This is a genomic window from Xanthomonas sp. NCPPB 3442, assembly GCF_056725145.1.
In genome coordinates, this window is the sequence record NZ_CM161514.1 from 4,765,019 (window position 1) to 4,785,484 (window position 20,466).

Consider the following 20,466-nt stretch of genomic DNA (forward strand, 5'->3'; position numbering starts at 1 on the left):
TGCAGTGCAACGACGGCAGTCAACGCACCCAGTTGCGCGTTCATCACCACGCGATGGAACGCGACCCCTCGTGCAGGCGTGGCGCAGACCGGTGCGGTGCATCGGCCGCGCCCGCCGCTTGGCAGTGCCGTCGATCCGTGTGTCGCACCCATCCAGAAATCAGCACCGCATGTGTGGAGAGCCCATGTCCGTTCAAGCAAGAAGCCAGATCTCGTCTAGTGCGCCGTCGGGCGTGCGATCCCTGCTGCTCATCGTGGCCGGCCTTTTCGCCGCCGACGGTGCCTGGGCCTGTCGCACGCCGGTGTCGGTGTGCGAACGCGACAGCGCCGGTGCGTTTGCGCTCATCCGCTCGGACGTACCCGCCACGGTCGTGGTCGATGCCTCGGCCGATTCCGCCGTGCGATCGGTGGCCGACAATTTCGCAGCCGACCTGCAACGGGTTGCCGGCCGCACCAGTGGCGTGAGCACCGATCTGGCAGGCGTCCGCGGAACGGCCGTGATCGTGGGCACGCTCGGCCAGAGCCCGATCATCGATACGCTGATCGCCGCCGGGAAAATCGACAGGCGCGCCTTGCTGCAACGCTGGGAGGCGTATACGCAGATTGTCGTCGATCGCCCCACGCCGCAGATCGATCGGGCGCTCGTCATCGTCGGCGCCGATCGCCGTGGCGCGGTCTTCGGTACCTACGATGTCTCGGAGAAGATTGGCGTGTCGCCGTGGTACTGGTTTGCCGACGTCGCAACGGCGCATCGATCCAACCTGTTCATCACCCGCGGCAGCGTGTCCGATGCGCCGAAGGTGCGCTACCGCGGATTCTTCATCAACGACGAAGACCCTGCCTTGAAGGGCTGGGCGACGAAGAAATTCGGTGGCGTCAATGCGAAGATGTACGCGCATGTCTTCGAGCTGGGCCTGCGCATGAAGGCCAACTATCTGTGGCCGGCGATGTGGGGCAAGGCATTCAATGTCGATGACCCCAACAACATGGTGCTGGCCGATCAGATGGGCATCGTCATGGGTACCTCCCATCATGAGCCGATGATGCGCGCGCAGAAGGAGTGGCATCTCAAGAGCATCCCCAACAGCGGCGGCGCCTGGGACTACACCCGCAATGCCGCCAACCTGCGCGCCTTCTGGAAGGGCGGCATTGCGCGAATGATGTCCAAGGGCGGCGGCCAACGCTACGACAGCCTGGTGACCGTCGGCATGCGCGGGGATGGCGACGAACCGATGGCCGAGAGCACGGCCAGCCATTTGCTGGAACAGGTTGTGGCTGACCAGCGCGCCATCATTGCCGATGTGACGAAGGCGCCGGCCGCGCAAACGCCGCAGGTGTGGGCGCTCTACAAGGAAGTGCAGGACTACTACGACCACGGAATGCAGGTGCCCGACGATGTCACGCTGCTGTTTTCCGACGACAACTGGGGCCAGATCCGCCGCCTTCCGGTGACCGACCTGCAGCGCGCCGGTGGGTATGGCGTGTACTACCACTTCGATTATGTGGGAGTGCCGCGCAACTACAAATGGATCAATACCAATCAGGTCGAAAAGATCTGGCAGCAGATGGATCTGGCCTATCGGCGCGGCGCACGGCAACTGTGGGTGGTCAACGTCGGCGATATCAAGCCGATGGAATATCCACTGAGCTTTTTCCTGAAGATGGCCTGGAATCCGGAGGCGATGACGCCCGGCGCACTTGCGGCGTATCCGCAGCAATGGGCACAGGAATCGTTCGACGCGGCGCATGCCGCGCGCATCGGAGAGCTGATCACCCGCTACAGCATGCTGGTTGCGCGGAGAAAGCCGGAATTGGTCGATCAGGACAGCTTCGCCCTGGGCGAAGGTGCGCCGGCCAAGCTGGATGGCGGTGAGTTCGGCGCAATCGCGGCGCAGTGGCAGGCGCTCGAGCAGCGCATGCTCGGCGTCAAGGCGAGCCTGCCTGCCGACCAGCAAGATGCCTATTACCAGTTGATCGAATACCCGATCGCGGCGGTTTCCAATCTCTACCAGCTCTATTACGCGGCCGCATGGAACAAGCGCCTGGCCGCTCGCAACGATGCACGTGCCAATTACTTCGCCGACATGGTCGAAACCACCTTCGAGCGCGACAAGGCCCTGACACAGCGCTACCACGCGATCAACGGCGGCAAATGGGACGGCATGATGAATCAGGTCCACATGAGCTATGTGATCTGGAACGACCCGACCCAACAGTCCATGCCCTCGATCAGCCGCGTTGGCGGCGATACGCCGCCCGACCGGATCGCGCGCTCGATCGCATTCGCCCCGCCTGCCCCGCAAACGCCAGGGGTGCTCGCGCTCGAAGCGCCCATGTTCTCGCGGGTCATCGCCAACAAGGGGCTGCAATGGACGGCGATCCCCGCGCTGGGACGAACGCAAGGCGCCCTAGTCGCGCTGCCGCAGGGGCAGCCTGCCACCACGGCCGAAGACCGTGTCGCCGTGGAGTACGACGTGGTGGTCACCACGCCGGGCCCTGCGACGCTCGGCCTGTATCTTGCGCCCACACTGGATACGTCCAACCGCGGGCCGCTTCGCCTCGGCGTCTCCATCGACGACGGTCCGGTGACCACCGTCAATTGGGAGCTGCACCCGACCGGCGGGGCACAGAACACGCCCGCCGAAAAAGCCTGGGCAACCGCGGTACGGGACAATGCGGTGTTCGTCTCGGCGCAGATGGGCGCGTTGGCGAAGGGTCGGCACACGATCAAGGTCTTCAGGATCGACGACAACATCGTCCTGGAGAAGCTCGTGCTGAGCACCGTGCCGGTGCCTGCCTCCTATCTGGGGCCAGCGCCGACACGCTAACGCAAGCCAGCTGGAGGGCGTCGCAAGCGCGCTCCAGCCGCTTCAGCCGTCCATTGCCGCCGCCAACGCCGAGGCGGCGACCGGCCCGCGGACTCATCCGGGCAACCGGACCTCGACCCGATACACCTGCCCGCGCGCGATGTTGCCGATGCGCTGCTCCGGACAGAGCGCGCCATCGACCAGTACCTCCATCGCGGTGCGACCCGGCTCGCGCGTCAGCGTGACGTCGAAGTCCGCACCACGGAACTGGCGCCTCGCACGCGCGTGCGGCCAATGCGACGGCAGCTGCGGACGGATCGCCAGCGTATCGCCCTGCCCGACCAGTCCGAACAAGCCCTCCAGCACGCAGCGATACACCCATGCCACCGTGCCGGTGTTGAACAGCTGGCTCGAACGCCCGGCCGTGCGCGGGTATTGATGCCACGCGCCACGGTAGTAGTTGGGCAGCGACACCGGCAGGTGGCCGCGTTGCAGCACATCCTCGCGGGTCGGCCCCGGCAGCAATGCGCGCAGGATTTCCCAGGCGCGGTCGGCCTCGCCAATCTGGTACAGGCTGTACAAATAGAATGCCGCTGCGTGGTTGTACACCGCGCCGTTTTCCGCCGCGCCCGGCCACTTCTGGGTCAGCCGTCCTACGTCATCGCGCATGTGCGTGTACGCCGGCGCCAGCATCACCGGGCCATACGGTGTGTGCAGCTGCTCGCGCACCGCCTCCAGCAGCGCCGCACGTTGCTGTGCATCGGCAGTGCCGGCCAGCAGCGCGAAACTCTGCGGATTGAGATAGATGCGCCCCTCCACATCGTCGGCGATGCCGAAGCGCACCCCGTCGTCGGTGATGCCGCGCGCGTACCAGTTGCCGTCCCACAGCTCACGGTTGGCGTCGGCGTTGATGACGGCAACCGCCTCGCCGAATGCCTGCGCCTGCGCGCTGCGCCCTTGCGCGGTGCAGATCTCCGACCACAGGCGCACTGCATACGCGGTGGCCACGGTGAGCCAGCCGGACACGCCCTTGCCGCGCCAGCCGACCATGTTCATCGGGTCGCACCAGTCGCCCTGCGCGATGAAGCTCAACCCACGTGCATCGCGCGCATCCAGTAGCCACTGCATGGCCGCATCCAGGCGCTCGGCCACGCTCAGGCGCTGCCCGTCATGGGTTTCCACGAGCGCGTCCAGGATGCTGGTATCGCCGGTTTCGGCCAGATAGGCGCTCAAAAAGATCGGCAACCACACGCAATGATCGGTATGCGGCACCTGGTTGATGTATTTGAGCTCGGCGCCTTCCACCAACAAGATGCCGTCCGGCATTGCGCCGCTGGGCTCCTGCTGCGACAGGGCGTGCAACAGCGCCGCGCGTGCGGTGGCAGGCTGCAGGTAGGCCATGCCCATATGGTCCTGCAGATAATTGCGCGTCTGCGGATCGGTGGTCAGGCGATTGACGTCGCCGTGATAGAACACCTGGCGCGGCAACCAATGGTTGACCAGATTATCCAGCGCCGCATCGGGTGTTGCGATCTGCACGCAGCCACGACCGGCCTGCAGATACTCCGCATATTCACGCGCCGCCTGGGCGAAACCGGCTTCGGAGAGATAGCGCGCACGCAGCGCAGCGATTTCGGCATCATCCTTGGCCGGCCCGAATGCGAAGCGATACACGCTGGCCGCATCGGCGTCCAGTGTCAGCCGGTATTGCAACGCGGCGGCAGGCGTTTCGTAGTGCGCATCGTGGTTGCCCAGCTGCTCGGCCTGCACGGCCGAAGGCGCGTGCAACCCGCCCTCGCCTTCGAATGCCATCTGCTGTGCGTCCCAGGCCACCGGCGTCTGCTCGTGCAGCAGGAAGGTGCAGTCCTTGAAATCGCGCTGGCGGAAGTAATCGTCCACCTTTTGATACGGCGCCACGCTACGGCAGACGATTGCGCCCAAGGCCGGCTCGTAACCGCCGGACTGATGCATCCACGACATGTAGCCGACCGGGAAATAGGCATACAGGCTCAGCCTGCGTGCGCGCCCGGACAGGTTGTGCACACGACATTCCCACAGCTCCACCGCATCGTCGGTGGGTAGAGACACGCACAACTCCACCGAGATGTCGTCGTGGCGCACCCGCCAGCGCACATCGTGCTTGCCTGCAGAGAATTCAAACGCTTGCGGCTGCGCGCGCACCGGTTCATGCGGCACCGAGTACAACGCGCCGGTGTCTTCGTCCTTGAGATAGAAAAAGCGACCGGGATGATGCGCGTAGTACGGCTGCTCGGGCATCATGAAATTGCGCGCTTCCAGCATCGGCGCATGCGCGTATTTCGAGGGCTCCGGCTGCATGAACTGGCCGGTGGCATAACCGCGGCAGGTCAGCTGCACCATCATGCGGCGGTTCCACAGGAAGCCGCCGGCATTGGGCATTGCAGTAGGGCTATAGAGCGCATAGCGCGCACCATCGGCGCTGGGCGCCATCAGGCTGGACAGCGCATCGGACGTGGCGGGGGGCGTTGCAGACACGGTCAGGGGTGCTCCGGTTCGTCGCGCTTGCGCGCGGCCAGTTCGAGCTGGATGCGGTTCAACAGCCCGTCGTCCAGCGGATAAAAGCGCATGGTCCAGGCCGCCAGCAGCGCAACCGCGCCCGGAATCACTGTCAGCAACAGCACGATGCCGGTCAACGACCCGGTGGACTGCGCGGTATTGGCGACATAGCCCATTGCAGCCAGCACCCAGGCAATGCCGGCCGAGGCCAACGCCCCGCCGAGCTTTTGCGAAAACGTCGCCGCGGCGAACGTCATCGCCGTGGCACGGCGGCCGGTGCGCCATTCGGTGTAGTCGGCGCTATCGGCATACATCGAAAACGCCAACGGCGATTTCGGCCCCAGCGCCAGGCCGATCAGCATGTTCAAGACAAACACCGCCCACACCGCATCGGCCGGCACGAAAAACATCGCACAACTCAGCAGGCCAACAAGCACCATCAGCCAGAACATCAGCTGGCGCTTGTCCCAGCGCCGCGTCAGCAGCGGCGTGATGGCCGCACCCACGCCCAGGGCCACCGAGTAGCTGCCCAGAAACAGGCCGACCAGATCCGGACGTTGTACGTAGTACTTGAGGTAGTACACGCCCGCACCGCCGCGCATGGTGATCGTGATCATGATGATCAACGACAGCACGAACAGTACGCACCACGGTTTGTTCTGCAGCAGGTCGGCGATGTCACGACGAATCGGCGTGCGTTGTTGCGGCGGCGGCTGCACGCGTTCGCGCGTGGTCAGCGCCACGGTGACGAACAACGCCAGCGCCACTGCGCCATACAGCAGCATCGTGCGTTGCCATCCTAGCGCATCGTTGCCTGCGCCGAACCAGCGCACCAGGTCCATCGTGAAGTAATTGACCAACGTGGTCCCTGCAAATGCACCGATGAAACGCAGGCTGATCAGACCGGTACGCTGCTGGCTGTCGGCGGTGATCACGCCGGATAGTGCCGAGTACGGAATGCTCACCACCGTGTAGGCCAGCATCATCACCAGGAAGGTGATCGTGGCCCACCACATACGCCCATGCTGGTCCAGATCCGGCGTGGTGTAGGCAAGCACGCCGGCAGCAGCCATCGGCAACGCACCCCACAACAGGTACGGGCGGAACTTGCCCAGCCGGCTGCGCGTGCGGTCGGCCAATGCGCCCATCGCCGGGTCGGCGATTGCATCGGCGATCTTGGTCAACAGGATCATGGTGCCGACTGCAGCCGCCGGCAGGTGCATGGTGTCGGTGTAGAAGATCAGCAAGAACGCCGAGATGTTGGCCCAGTACAGATTCAGACCCAGATCGCCGGCACCATAGCCCAGCTTTTCGCGCCAGCGCAGGCGCGCCGATGCAGGAGACGTTGCGGGCGATGACGTCATCGACACACCTTCAAATGCGTTGTACCAGGCCGAGCACGCCGTTACGCTGGGTGCCCCGCGCACCTGGCGAGGAGCGCCGACGCTACACCACGCATCGGCTGCCGCCAACGTGAAATCCATTCGAATGCCGAATCGATCCAGAGATATAACCTGACGTGATGGACACCGCCACACATGCCACGCCCGCGTCCGCTTCGCCGCTTGCCATCGTGGTGATGGGCGTGTCGGGCAGCGGCAAGACCACCATTGCACACGCGCTGGCAGCGCATTACCGCTTCCGTTTTCTGGATGCCGACGACTACCACAGCGTGGCAGCACGCGCGCAGATGGCGGCCGGCCAACCACTCACCGACGCGATGCGCCTGCCGTGGGTCGAACTGCTATCGGCCACGCTGCGCGATTGCGTACAGGCCGGCGAATCGGTGGTGCTGGCCTTCTCCGGTTTGCGCAGCGCGCATCGCCAACTGCTGCGCAACAGCGGCGTGCCGATGCGCTTTGTGTTCCTGCATGCGGCCCCGCACGTGATTGCCGCCCGCCTGAGCAACCGCGCCGGCCACTTCATGCCACCCACATTGCTCGACAGCCAGCTGCAGACATTGGAGCTGCCGTTGGACGAAGCGGACGTGGTGTCGGTGGACGTGGACGCCAGCGTGCCAGCGGTTGTGCAGGATGCGATCGCACAGCTAGCCGCGATCGATCCCGCTGCAGTGCAACACGCTTCGCGCGCGTCGGAGCGGGTGTAAGCGGACGCAGACCATTTGCGTGATGCGTGCAGTGGGTGCCGTCTAGGCGTCGTGCGTTGTGCGTTGTGCGTCGTGCGTCGTGCGTTGTGCGTTGTGCGTTGTGCGTTGTGCGTCGCGAGGCTGCCGCTTCCGTGTCGAGATGGTTAACCTGCAGCGATGCGCGGCGCGCAGCGTTACCGCAGTGCAGATCGGTGGTACCCATCACGGCGTAGCGCGCGAAACATCTGCTGTCGCGCTGGCTTGCGTATCCAGCGCGCAGCCGCACGGCCGCACGCCGCTGCCAAGTGCGCGCATCTGCAACGCGCCATGCCCTTCTCCCGCCGGAGAAGGTGTCCCGAGGGACGGATGAGGGTACGGCCACCCGCATCGCGCATCCCGCTACCGCCGCACGCGGCACGACAAGCAATGCGCAATGCAATCGGCCACAGCGCCGATCCCAAACGCCCCGTTCGGTACATACCGCAGGACGCTGCCATCGACCGGAGACGCTGCGCACCGGGTTCTCCTCGCGCCCTTCCCCATCGCGTCCATCCGTTGCAAAGGCCCACCACACAAGGTTGCGCAACATTTCCTGGTTACTTCTTGCAAACCGCCGTCATCGGCGCATCCTGGGCCAAGCCCGCATCAATCATTTTTTCTATCGCAACCCAGGAAATAGTGATGAATCATCACGATTGGTGCGAATAACGAACCGATTGAACGTAAATTTTTCAAGCTGGTCGCACCAGATGCAAACGGACCCGACCGCTGTCTGAATGCAGCGCCGCGCAGGTGTTGCGCAGTCACGTCAATCGTCCATCGTTCGGTCAGCAGATCCGGGGGGATCCAGCGCTTCCTTCCATCTAGGACATGCCGTGATGACCAATCCCAAACGCCGTTTGCGATTTTGCAGTTTGACGCTCGTTCCTTGCCTGCTCGTCAGTGCCGTGGCTTTCGCGCAGTCCGGCGCCACCACCGCGCAACAGCCGGTATCGTCCCTGGATACCGAGGCATTCGCACGCTCCGGCCAGGTCTGGCGCAGCTTCGGTCAAGACCTTCCCTTCGCCAGCCCCACCAACTGGACCACCGCCGGTGGCGGCTACTTGAACTCGCGTTTCGCACCGGGCGAGTGGAAGATCAATCGCACCACCGCCAAGACGCTCAAACCGGCGTGGACGCTGACCACCACCGGCGACATCTCGGCCACGCCCAGCGTCGAAGGCGGCACCCTGTATGTGCCCGACTGGGGTGGCACGCTGTATAGCGTGGACACGCAAACCGGCAAGCCGAACTGGCAAGCCAAACTGTCCGATTACACCGGCAACGCCAACTCGGTGACGCGCAACACGCCGGCCATCAGCGCCAAGAGCATCATCGTTGGCGACCAGGTCGCCGGCACCTTGCTGGCGCTGGACAAGAAGACCGGCAAGCTGCTGTGGAAGACCACGGTGGAAGCCAACCCGCAGGCGCGCATCACCTCCTCGCCGGTCATCTACGGCAACCGCATCTACGTCGGCGTCTCCTCCGGCGACTGGGGCAACCTGGCGGCCAACCACACCTTCAGCTTCCGCGGCAGCGTGGTGGCGGTGGATCTGAACACCGGCAAGAAGGTATGGCAGTTCTACAACGTGCCCGAGGGTTACACCGGCGCATCGGTGTGGGGCCAGGTGGCCATCGATCCGATCAACCGTCGCCTGTATTTCGGCACCGGCAACAACTACAACATTCCGCAGGGCGTGGGTAACTGCATTTCAAACGCGCGCTCCTATCGCGGCAGCGAACTCACCGTGCAGGATGAGCTCAACTGCATGGCGCCGGACAACTACGTCGATTCGGTGATTTCATTGAATCTGGATACCGGCAAATTGATCTGGGCCAACCGTGCACAGGGATACGATGCGTGGAACCTGTCCTGCATCGTGGCGCCAACCAACGGTCTGTGCCCCAACACGCAGGCAACCAACCTGACCGGCCCGGATTACGACTTTGGCGGTGCCGGCGTGCAACTGTTTGCCGTGCCGCGCAACGGCAGGTTGCAGCAGTTGGTCGGCGCTGGTCAGAAGAGCGGCATCTACTGGGCCTTCGACGCCAAGACCGGCGCCAAGGTCTGGTCGACCCAGGTCGGCCCCGGCGGCACCACCGGTGGCGTGGAATGGGGTACCGCGTTCGACCCGTACAAGTCGCAGATCTACGTGGCCATCAACAACAACTCCAACGCGACCTATACGTTGGGGCCGGCGAACGTGCAGACCCATAATGGCGGTTCATGGGCCGCCCTTGACGCGGCAACCGGCAAGATCAAATGGCAGGTCAAGGTGCCCGGCGTCAACCCGGTGAATCCGACCGTGCCGGCGGGCGGCCAGGGCTCGCTGACGGTGTCGCCGAACCTGCTGTATGCCGGCTCGATGGCCGGCAATATGGTGGCACTGGACGCCGACACCGGCGCCACCGTGTGGAACTACAACGCCAGCGGCTCGGTGATCAGTTCGCCGGCCATCGCAAACGGCGCGCTGTATTGGGGCGCCGGCTACGGCCGCTTCAACTTCGGCACGGCGGCCACCGGCAACCAGCTGACCAAGTTCGTGCCGGACAACGCAGCAGCCAAGTAAGCGGAGTTAGCAGGACGGCAGTGACGCGTCCTGTCTGCAACACGACACTGCCGCCTTCGGGCGGCAGTGTCTTTCAGTGATTGTTGTTGGGCTGGTATGGCTGCAAGCGCTGCACGGCGTGAGCCGCAATGCGGTGCGGGATCGTCTGCAGCGATGACGCCGCTCCACGCGCCAAACGCAGCGCGGCAAACTAAACGTCGCCAGTGGTTGCCAGGTGCGTAGGACAGCGTGCAGCAACCGCAGCGTCCACATACCATGCCGGACGAGCAGAGGCCGCACCCGCCGAGTGGCTGCTAGTGGCTGCCGCACACGCGGTGGTGGCTGCTCCAAGCTCCCAGTTACAACCGCGTGACCTGGCATAGGCGAATCTGCCCTGCTTCCAGGCCGTGCGCCTCGGCCGCACGGCGACGCAGCGCGCGCACCAGCGCGGCTGCGTCCAGTTCGCCATCGGCCGGCACGTCCACGCTATGCGCCAGTTGCCCCCATAGCACTGGCCGACCATCGCAGTAGCCCTCGTAATCGGCGAAGTAATGCAGCTGGCGCCGCTCAGGTCCCGACGTGGACATCGCCTTGAATCTCCGTGCAGCCCAGATGTTCCAGCGCGATCTCCAGCCCCAACAGATAGCTCTGCGCGCAGTAGCCACGCACCGTGGCGATGCACTGCCCCAAACCGTGCGGCAGGCAGCGTTCCGGACGGTCCACGCTGTCGTCGTGCGTTTCGACATAGGGGTAAGGCAATTGGCTCAACACGCGATGCAACCGCGTACTGTCCACGCAGCTGCCCGGATCGATCAGCGCAATCTCCATCCGCGCCTGGCCGGCCACACGCAGCGCATCCAGCAGTTCCTGTTCCGAGCCACAGGCACGCAAGGCCACCGTCTTGCCCGCGTCCCCGGCACACGCCACCAATTGGCGAATGACGGCGCGCGGCAACGGCTGCGGCCCACGCACCTGCGGCATGGCCGCCTCCGGCCCACGCATGATCATGATCGACATGGCGACCTCCTCAGGCAGCAACGCGCAGTGGCGCGTGTATCGGCGGCAGACACCGCGCGGCAATGCCGAGCGACATCGCATATGCACGCGGCGCATCGTGCGGCGTGATCACCACTGCCAATGGCGCATGCTGCGCATGCAGCCACGGCTCCAGTTCCTGATCGGCATCGGTATGCAGCTCGATATACGGCGTAGGCAACGCGTCCACGGCAGCACGCAAGGCTCGCGCACAACTGCGCTCGGACAAGGGCAGATCGCCCGAATCCAGCAACACCAGCTCCACCTCGGCATCGCCACCGGCCGCATGCAGCTCGGCAATCAAGCGATCCACATCGGCACACGCCAACGTGCGCAACGCACGGCCAGCACACTCAGGCAACTGCATCGTCACCGACGGTGCCGGATCGGCCTGAGGACCGCGCAAAATCAGGATACACATCGTGTTCGACTCAACGCACCACAGTGCGGGAGTGCCAAGGTAGGCCCGGCGGGCATAAAGGAGCTATTCGCGCGCCGGGGCGCGAGCATAAAGAGTGCGTAATGGCGCGCTTTCCATCAGTAGACACAGTCCAACGCGCCATCGATGCCGATGCGCAGCGCAGGTAAAGCAGATGCAACCGATGTAATCCTCTACCCATGCAACGAGCGCTGCACGCGAACGGCGGCAGAGATCATCGGTCGCCAGCAGTTTCTGCCAGTTCACCGTCGCTTACTTCTCCCGCCGCCAGTTCACCGACCCCTTGGTCTCGATGGTGCTCGATTCGGCTTCGATATCGAAGCCGCGGCTGAGCAGGTACTTGAGCGTCAGTACCGAGCCGCCGCCGACCATCGACACGCCGTAGCCGACGTAGAGTTTGGGCGAGAGATATTTGCCGAAACCCACCACCGAGCCCAACGTGCTGGATTGACTGACGCCGGCTTCGTCCAGGCCGAGCTTGGCGCCGATCTGCGAGGCGATCAGGCTGCTGCCGGCCGATAGCGCGGCCGAGGCGGCGCTGACCTGCTGAGTTTCGTCGCTGCTGGCAGTGGACAGCCCGCGGCCGAGGACCAGGTACGAAAGCGCCTCCGATTGCGACATCGCCGGCTCGGACCACACATCGGCACGCGGCGATTCGGCGCGGCCGCTGACGTCGATGCCGGCGGTGACATCGCCGATCTTGCGTTCGGCGCGCAGGCTCACGCGCGGGTCGGAGACGATGTTGTTGTTCCAGGTCAGCTGGCCACGGGTGATGGTGAGATCCTGGCCATAGGCCTTGTAGCGCCCACGCACATCCAGCCCGCCATTGGCGGTCATTTCGCGGCCAGGGCGCGCGCGGATCTGCATCTGCCCGCTCAGTCCACCCTTGAGGCCGAAGCCGCTCATATTGACCTTGTCGCCGAGCACGATGGCCAGGTCCATGTCCAATGGCGATGCGGGCGTTTGTTCCGGGTCCACCGGGTCCAGCACCACCACGTCTTCGGACACCGAGGTGCCACGGTCCAGGCGTTCCAGGTCGATGTCCGCTTCGGGCACGGTGACCTTGCCGCGCAACTGCATGGTGTTGTCGGTAATGCCGAACTGCATGTCCGGGTTGGCGATGATGCGCAACTCGCTGGTGTTGTAGGCCAACACGTTGTCGCCGCGGATATTGAGCAGCAACGGGGTGCTGGTTCCGAACCACGACAACCCACCATCGACAGTGAGCGTGCCGGGGCCGGACTTGGCCGAGGCGGTGATCTTGGCCGAGCCGTCCGGCAGCGCATCGAAGCGGCCCTTGCCCTCGCTCAGCGTCAAACCCATCGACGGGTATTCGGCAGTGAAATCGCTCAGGGTGGCATCGCCGCCGAGCAGCGGTTTGTCGCGGGTGCCGCGCAGGCTCACGTGGCCCTCGACCAGCCCCTTCGGCCGCACCACGTCGGCAATCACCAGCTCCAGCCAGTACAGCCGCGACATGTTCAGATACAGCTCGCCGTTGAGCGGCGCGTACGCATCCCAGCCGGTATTGAACTTGGCATCGACAAAGCCGGCGCCCTGGAAGCCGATACCGAGCTTGCCCTGGATCTGTTGCTGGGTGAAATCGGCCTGCACGCTGAATTGGTCGTAGCGCAGCAACTCGCCGCGATTGGGATTGCCGGCCACTGCCGCGTAGCGGGTTTCGCCCAAGCGAATGCCGCCTTCGGGCGAGGCGATGCGCAGGCTGCCTTCCCAGGCGTTGCCGCGCGGCTTGAAGCTGCCGTCCAGCGACAGTTCGCCGCGCAGATAGATCTGCCGACCTTCCTGCTTGGGCAGCCACGGCTGCACCAGCGACAGCGGCAATGCGTCGCCGTGCACCACCATGCCCTCGCGCGGCCAGTTGGCGCTGGCGCACAGCGCGCCGCCGGTGGCCGCGCCCAGGCAGGTGTCGGACAAGGTAAACGCGGCGCCATCGGTGCTGAACTGCGCCGGTTTGCGCAGCGCCCAGGCATCGCCCTTGGCAGGTGCGATGCGCAGCGTGGCGACCTGCCCCTGCCAGCGCTCGCCGTTGCGCCGCACATCGCCCTGCAGGGCGACGCTGGCCATGCTGTTGGCGATGTCCGCATCCAGTCGCAAGGCCTCCACCGCGCCGCGCGCCTGCACGCGCACGCTATCCAGCACCACGCCGGCTTCGATGGCGGTGCCTTGCAGGGCCAGTTGCCCATCGCTGCCACGCCACGGCAGCCGGCCACGCAGGCTGATGCTCTGGGCGCTATAGGTGTCCCAACGCAGGCCGTTGCCGGCAATGTCGGCGGTGATGTCGGGTGCGTCGCGCTTGCCGCTGACCTGCAGTTGCCCGCGCACGATGCCGGTGGCGCCAGGCAGCACGTCGTCCAGCTGCAACGGCTGCAGCTGCGCGGCGATATCGAGCTGGTCGCCCACCTTGCCCTTGGCGTTGATGCGGCTATTGCCCAGCGCCAGTTGCAATTCGCCTTCGCCCTGTTCGCCGCGCAACGCGAACTTGCCGTTGCCCGACAGCGCGCGTTGACGCAGCTGCCCGGTCAGGCTGGGTATCTCTGCAGTGGCCTCGAACCCCGGCGAGACGCCGCCGGCAGGTGCCGGCAATCGGCGACCCTTGGACGCGATCTTGCCGGACAGGTTGCCGTTCCAACCCGGCGCGAAATAGCCCGGGTCGAACTTGGCCAGTTGCGCGCTGACATCCCATTGCAGCTCCGGCGCCCAGGCCACTTCACCGGTGAGATCCAGCGCGCCGCCCGGCGTTTTTGCCTGCACCTGCTTGAGCTGTGCACGTTGGTCGTTGCCGCGGCTGTCGAAGACCAGCTCGGCCTGCTGACCATCGCGCTCCAGGGAGGCGCGGCCGATCGCGGCCCAGGCCTTCAAGGTGCCGGCCACGCCCAGGCGTGCGTCTTGCAACTCCACCGGCACCAGCGGCGCGTCCGGCGTGGCCGGATCCGCGGCCGGGGTGAAGCGCAGGCCGCTGGCGTTGACCGCAAACCGGAAACTCGGATTCTGGGTGTCGCGGAAATCGGCGGTGCCACGCAGTTGCGTGCGGCCTTCGAAGGTGTCGATCACCAACGGTTCGACAGTGAGGACCTGCTCGGCCAGGCGGACATGCGAGGGTTGCAGCGTGGCGCTCAGCTCTCCTTGCTTGAGGCTGCCGTGCAGATCGGCGTTGCCGCCCTTGCCGGACGCCTGCAGGTTCAGCGCGATCGGCGTGGCCGGCGGGTTGGCTTGCCCCTCCGCGGCCGGAATCAACAACGAGGTGTCCAGCGCCTCGGTCACGGCCTTGAATGCCCAGGTCGGGTCATCGCGGCCGGTGAACACCAGGCTGGCCTGCAGCGGCGCCGGCGCCCGGCCGGCAATGGCCACTTCCATCTTGTCCAGATCCCCGCGTGCCACCAGCCCCAGGCTGGCCGGGGTGCGCCCGCGTGCGGCAGGCAGCACGGCAGTGGCAGTCAGATCGGCACGGTAGTCGTCGTTGGGCAGGTAATCGCCGTGCAGGCGGAAGTCGCCCATGTCGGTGTCGATCACCAGATCGCGCGTGCGCAGCTCGCCGGTGGCGACCTCGAGCCCGCCCTGCACCTTGTGCAGCACGATCATCGGCTGCTGCAGCTGGGTGATGCGCAGGTTCTGCACATCGATCCTGTCGGCCTGGATCGCCAGCGGCACGTTGATCTGCGGCAGCGACTCGGGCCAGCTGGGCAGGGTGAACGGTTCCTCGCTCTTGCCCAGGTTCAACGTGGCATTGCTGACCTGCACCGCGTCCAGCTGCAGCTTGCGCCCCAGCAGCGGGCGCAGGTCCGGCTCCAGATACACGCGTTCTGCAGTGAAGTGGATGTCCTGATAATGGAAGTCCACATCGCGCAAGGTCAGCGGGCCGGCCACCGGGCCTTCGACGGTGCCGTAGGTAAACGTGGCGCCCACCGGCAGGCGCGCCACGACCTGCGCCAGCAACACGTCGCGCCCGGCCACGGTCTGCAGCAGCCAATAGACCGCGATCAAGGCCAGCAACACCAGCCCGAGCACGGTCAGGCCCGAGCCCACCCAGAACCGGCGCCGGCGATAAAAGCGCGGACGCGGTGCCGGCGGCGTAGGGGAAGGTGCGCTCACAGGTTGGCCCCGATATCGATGTAGAGCTGAAACTGCGAGTCGGGATCGTTCAAGCCATGTGCGATATCCACCCGCACCGGGCCCACCGGCGAGCGCCAGCGCAGACCAAAGCCGACGCCGGTATGCCAGTCGGGCCGGTCATCGAAGGCGCTGCCGCCATCGACGAACACTGCCCCGCCCCAGGGGCCGCCCTTGAGGTAATGCTCGTACTCGGCACTGGCGGTGACCACGTTCTTGGCACCCAGCGCGAATTCGTCGGGCTTGGGCGTACGCGGGCCGACTTCGCGAAACGCATAACCGCGGATGCTGTTCGCGCCACCGGCGAAGAAGCGCAGGCTCGGCGGCATCGCCACCAGGTCGCTGGTCCAGGTGGTGCCACCTTCGCCGCGAAGGATCAACCGGCTGTTGTCGCCGGCGCCCAGAAACCAGCGCAGCTGGCCATACAGCTGGCCGAAGTTGGTATCGGAGCCGGCACCTTCGGCGCCGCCGCGGATGAACATCTGCGCCGACACGCCGCTGCGCGGAAACAGCCGGTCGTCGACATTGACGTAGTTGGCCTGCAACTGCGGATAGATCAGGGTGGAGGTCTCGTACACCGCGCCTTCGAAATCGTCGCCGCTGCTGAAACGCCACCGCTCGCGCAAGGCGTTGATCGAGGCGATCGCGCTCCAACGCTCGTTGATCTGGCCGCTGCGGCTGCCGGTGAGTTTGACGTTGCGTAGGTCGATGTAATCGGTCTGCTCGTCGTACAGCCGCGCCGAGGCGGTGTACCAGCCATCCAGCCAACGGAACGCCGGCACGCGATAACTTGTCGTCAGGCTCTTGCGGTTCTGCGCGTAATCCAGCTGCGTGTCCATCTTGTGGCCGCGCGAGTTCACGTAACGCCGCTCCACGCCACCGCGCACACCGGCACCGCTTTCGCTGCCGTAGCTCAAGCCGGCGGTGTAGACCGTGCGCTTGGCGCGGGTAAGTTTGACGTCCACCGGCACGCGGCCCTGGTCGTCGGCTTCTTCGGGCTTGGGCTGGATATCGATGGTGCTGAAGTAATCCAGCTTGGTCAGCGACTCGCGTAGCCGATCCAGCTTGCCTTCGTGGTAGTAGCTGCCCTCCTCCCAGTACACCAGCGGGTCGAACAGGCCGTCGCGGAAGTAGTCGTAGTCGAAGCGCACCTTGCCCATGTCGTAGCGGCGGCCGCTGTCCCAGTTCAGATCGATGTCGGCCGCATGCTCGGCACGCGTGATCGCAACGCGGCGCTGGGTGAAGTCGGCATCGAAGTAGCCACGCTCGGCCAGGCGCCGGGTGATGCGCACCTTGCTGGCTTCGTATTGCGGATGGCTGAAGACCTGGCCCTCGCGCGGCTCGAACTGCTTGAGGTCCTGGCCCAGGTAGCGGTCCTGCTCGGCCCAGCCGGTGATCGAGATATGCGAGGTGCGCACCCGCACCGGCTCGCCACGGTCCACCGTGATCACCACGGTCACCCTGTCGCCGGCGCGCGGTGCGGCCAGCGTAATGGTCGGCGAGTAATAGCCAAAGGGCTCCAGCGCCTCACGCGTCTGCCGCTCGGCCTGTGCCAACAGATATTCCAGACGCGATTCGCCCTGCTCCTTGCCCACGGCCTCATACAGAGACAGGGAGACCTGGATGTTCTCGATCATCTCGGCGTCGTCGCCGCCGTCCAACCCCTTGATTTCGATCTTGTCGATGGTTGCCCGAGCAACCGCTTGCAGCGGAACGAACAGGGTGCACAGCAAGGAAAGAGCAAACGCGACTTTAAGCATCGTCAAAGGATACCCAGCCTCGGCGTGAAGGGACAAAAAATCTAGGCAAGCGCGACTATACGGGGGCCGAGTGAAGTGGTTACAGTCGGCGTGTTGTTAACGTTTCGTTGACATCGATTGCGAGCGGCCCCCCAATTGCTGCTCGCCCGTTTACACCTTGAGAGAGAGGTCTGTTTCATGAAGCGTCGTTTGCTGGTTACCGCCGTATGCACCGCCCTGACGATGCCATCGCTTGCGATGGCACAAGAGCAAGGTGACGTGACCCAGTTGGACAAGGTCACCGTGACAGGTTCGTTGATCCCCCGCTCCCAGATCGAAACCGCGACCCCGGTGTTTTCGATCACTGCCCAGGACATCCAGCGCCGCGGCTTCAAGGACGTCTACGACGTGCTGCGCTCGCAGCCGATGGCCACTGGCTCGGTACAGGACGGCCAGTTCAGCGGCGGCTTTACTCCGGGCGCCAAGTCGTTGAGCCTGCTCGGACTGGACCCGGGCTTCACCCTGGTGCTCATCGATGGCCGGCCCATGGCCGACTACCCGCTGCTCTATAACGGCCAAAGCAACTTCGTCGATCTGGCCAGCGTGCCGGTCGGCATGGTCGAGCGTATCGACGTTGCGCCCGGCAACCAGTCCTCGATCTACGGTTCCAGCGCCATCGCCGGGGTGGTCAACATCATCCTGAAAAAGCGCATGGACGGCGTGCAGATGAACTACCGCATGGGCACCTACGATGGTGGCGGCGGCAACAACCAGCGCTTTCAGCTCACCGGCGGCAACGAGATCGGCGGCGCCAATATCGTGTGGGGGCTGCAGCTCAATAATCAGGACCCGATCTACGGTTTTCAGCGGCGCGATTTCGATTCCACCAACGACAACCCGGACCCGACCCTGCGCTACGGCTCGCGCATCGCGCTGCACAACACACCGCGCACCTACATCGACCCCGGTGCCGACAACTGCGCCGCGCTGGGCGCGCTGTTCAACGGTTCGGTGCAATACGACAACCGTGCCAACCGTGGCAACTTCTGCAGCAGCCGTGCCGAGCCTGGCTATGCCAGCATCCTCAACAAGGAGCGCAGCGCCAGCGGCTATGCCAACCTGAGCTATGCATTCAACGACAACGCCGAGCTGTATTCGACCCTGCTGCTCAACCGCACCAAGGTCGAAGTCAACAGTGGCTCGCAGTTCTGGCAGGCCTCTTCTGACACCGGCGGTCTGTTCTACAACCAGGACAGCCAGCAGCTGGAAAGCTATCAGCGCATCTTTGCGCCGGAAGAAACCGGCAATCTGAATTTCAACAATCAGCGCCAGACCGCCGATTCCTACAACATCGCAATTGGCCTGAAGGGCGGCCTGGGCGCCAGCAACTGGACCTACGATGCCTATTACGCCCGTTCGGAATACCGCATCGACAGCCGCCAGCAATGGCCGCTGGCCGATCGCATCGAAGACTTCTTCCGCGAACAATTCCTCGGTGCACCGCAAGGCGAGTACTACGGCTACCCGATCTACTCGCCCAACGATGCCAACTTCTATCGCGCGTTGACGCCGGCGCAGTACCGCAGCTTCAACGACGAAATCCGTACCAAGTCCAGAACCTGGACCCAGAACGTCAACCTGCAGCTGACCAACACCGAGCTGTTCAACCTGCCGGCCGGCGCTGTTGGCATCGCCGGCGTGTTGCAGGCAGGCAATCAGTACTGGACCAACCCGACCGACCCGCGTGTCATCGCCGGCGACTTCTATCAGCTGACCGGCACCCAAGGCAGCGGCAAGCGCGACAACTGGGCGGCCGCCTTCGAAACGCGGATCCCGATCCTGAGCACGTTGACCGCCAACCTGTCTGGTCGCTACGACGACTACAAGAACCAGGGGGCGGTGGGGATTCCAAATTCACCTACAAGGCGGCACTGGAATTCCGCCCGATCGACTCGCTGTTGTTCCGCGGCAACTACGCCACCGCCTTCAAGGCGCCGGACATGGCCTTCAGCTTTGCCGGCGACAGCGGCTTCTTCCAGGGCGTCAACGATTACTACCGTTGCGCGGTGGAAGAACCGGGCGTGCCGATCGCCGATTGCACCTACGCTGGCACCACGATTTCAGGACGCCGGGCCGGCAATCGCGACCTGAAGTCGATCACGGCCAAGTCCTGGGGCGCCGGCGTGGTGTGGTCGCCAAGCGCACGCTTCAGCGTCAATGCCGACTACTACAACATCAAGATCGACCAGAAGGTCAGCGATCTAAGCACCGACAATCTGCTGCAGACCGAATCGGCGTGCCGCCTGGGCAGCCTGGACATCAATTCGCCTACCTGCGTGGACGCGCTTTCGCGGATCGATCGGACCGGGCCCGATGCACCGGTGCCCAATCGCCTGAGCAGCATCCGCATCAATCCGGTGAATATTTCCAACGAGGAAATCTCCGGTGTGCTCACCAAGGCGACGTACAACCTGGCGACCGAATCCTGGGGCCTGTTCGTGTTCGACGCGCAGTACAACGCGACCCTCAAGCACGAAAGCCAGCAATTCCCCCAGGACCCGGTACGCGACCTGCTCAGCGAACCGTTCTTCTCCTCCGAGTTCCGCACCATCGCCAATGCCTCGGTCACCTGGCAGAAGGATGCGTGGACGACCACCTTGTTCGGCCAGCGCTACGGCCGCACCCCGAACTTTCTGTCGCAGCAGAGTACCGACGGCTACGCAGTGGAAGGAGCACGCAAGGTCGGCGCGTGGACCACGTTCAATGCAACGCTGGACTACGCGATCAGCGACGATATCTCGCTGACGGCAACGGTCAACAATCTCGCCAATACCCGTCCGCCGCGTGACCGCACCTACACCAGCTACCCGTACTACAACATCTTCAACTACACCGGCTACGGCCGTTCCTACATGCTGGAATTGAACTGGCGCTTCGGCGCGCATTGATCCACAGCACTGTGCATGCGTACCTCCAGCGGCAGCCAATACGGCTGCCGCTGGCGTTTTTGGACTTGCGAGGCAGCTGCGGCACTGTTGCTCGCCTGCATGCCAGAGCACGCAGTAACGGCGTTGCGCAAGCAGACCCGGCTGGCGCAACCGCTGTCCATCGGG

10 protein-coding genes and 1 pseudogene are annotated in these 20,466 nt (G+C 64.6%); 4 read left to right on the plus strand and 7 right to left on the minus strand.

Going from position 1 to position 20,466, the window contains the following annotated elements; all coding sequences use genetic code 11:
- Positions 1–184: 184 nt before the first annotated feature.
- The gene (locus AC1POX_RS20680) at positions 185–2,827 is read left to right on the plus strand and encodes a glycosyl hydrolase 115 family protein (RefSeq protein ID WP_372356553.1); all 2,643 of its coding nucleotides are present in this window, start codon (positions 185–187) and stop codon (positions 2,825–2,827) included.
- Positions 2,828–2,920: 93 nt separating this feature from the next.
- Here the strand turns inward: AC1POX_RS20680 and AC1POX_RS20685 are convergent, their stop codons facing one another.
- Both AC1POX_RS20685 and AC1POX_RS20690 read right to left on the minus strand, forming a co-directional pair.
- Positions 2,921–5,320 (minus strand): GH36-type glycosyl hydrolase domain-containing protein, encoded by a 2,400-nt coding sequence (locus AC1POX_RS20685; RefSeq protein WP_372183836.1) that lies wholly within the window; start codon positions 5,318–5,320, stop codon positions 2,921–2,923.
- A gap of 2 nt (positions 5,321–5,322) precedes the next feature.
- Positions 5,323–6,705, minus strand: a complete 1,383-nt coding sequence (locus AC1POX_RS20690; protein ID WP_008571735.1) for an MFS transporter — start codon at positions 6,703–6,705, stop codon at positions 5,323–5,325.
- A 158-nt stretch (positions 6,706–6,863) separates the two neighbouring features.
- On the opposite strand from AC1POX_RS20690, the gene AC1POX_RS20695 reads away from it, so the two are divergent.
- Together AC1POX_RS20695 and AC1POX_RS20700 are read left to right on the plus strand one after the other, a co-directional pair.
- Complete coding sequence (locus AC1POX_RS20695; protein WP_008571736.1) at positions 6,864–7,448, plus strand: gluconokinase; 585 nt, start codon at positions 6,864–6,866, stop codon at positions 7,446–7,448.
- A gap of 857 nt (positions 7,449–8,305) precedes the next feature.
- Complete coding sequence (locus tag AC1POX_RS20700; RefSeq protein ID WP_008571737.1) at positions 8,306–10,036, plus strand: outer membrane protein assembly factor BamB family protein; 1,731 nt, start codon at positions 8,306–8,308, stop codon at positions 10,034–10,036.
- A 338-nt stretch (positions 10,037–10,374) separates the two neighbouring features.
- Here AC1POX_RS20700 and AC1POX_RS20705 read toward each other — a convergent pair whose 3' ends face one another.
- From AC1POX_RS20705 to AC1POX_RS20725, 5 genes are all read right to left on the minus strand, one after another.
- Positions 10,375–10,602 (minus strand): hypothetical protein, encoded by a 228-nt coding sequence (locus AC1POX_RS20705; protein WP_005914565.1) that lies wholly within the window; start codon positions 10,600–10,602, stop codon positions 10,375–10,377.
- A complete protein-coding gene (locus tag AC1POX_RS20710; RefSeq protein WP_031424894.1) occupies positions 10,583–11,032 on the minus strand; it encodes a type II 3-dehydroquinate dehydratase in 450 nt (149 codons plus the stop codon). Before AC1POX_RS20710 ends, AC1POX_RS20705 begins: the two co-directional genes overlap by 20 nt.
- A 10-nt stretch (positions 11,033–11,042) precedes the next feature.
- Positions 11,043–11,471 (minus strand): hypothetical protein, encoded by a 429-nt coding sequence (locus tag AC1POX_RS20715; protein ID WP_008571740.1) that lies wholly within the window; start codon positions 11,469–11,471, stop codon positions 11,043–11,045.
- Between the two features lie 270 nt (positions 11,472–11,741).
- Positions 11,742–15,596 (minus strand): translocation/assembly module TamB domain-containing protein, encoded by a 3,855-nt coding sequence (locus tag AC1POX_RS20720; protein ID WP_372164673.1) that lies wholly within the window; start codon positions 15,594–15,596, stop codon positions 11,742–11,744.
- Positions 15,593–17,374 (minus strand): autotransporter assembly complex protein TamA, encoded by a 1,782-nt coding sequence (locus AC1POX_RS20725; protein WP_008571752.1) that lies wholly within the window; start codon positions 17,372–17,374, stop codon positions 15,593–15,595. The genes AC1POX_RS20720 and AC1POX_RS20725 overlap by 4 nt, the downstream gene beginning before the upstream one ends.
- Positions 17,375–17,611: 237 nt before the next feature.
- On the opposite strand from AC1POX_RS20725, the pseudogene AC1POX_RS20730 reads away from it, so the two are divergent.
- Positions 17,612–20,301 (plus strand): annotated as a pseudogene (locus AC1POX_RS20730) (TonB-dependent receptor plug domain-containing protein).
- Positions 20,302–20,466 lie beyond the last annotated feature (165 nt).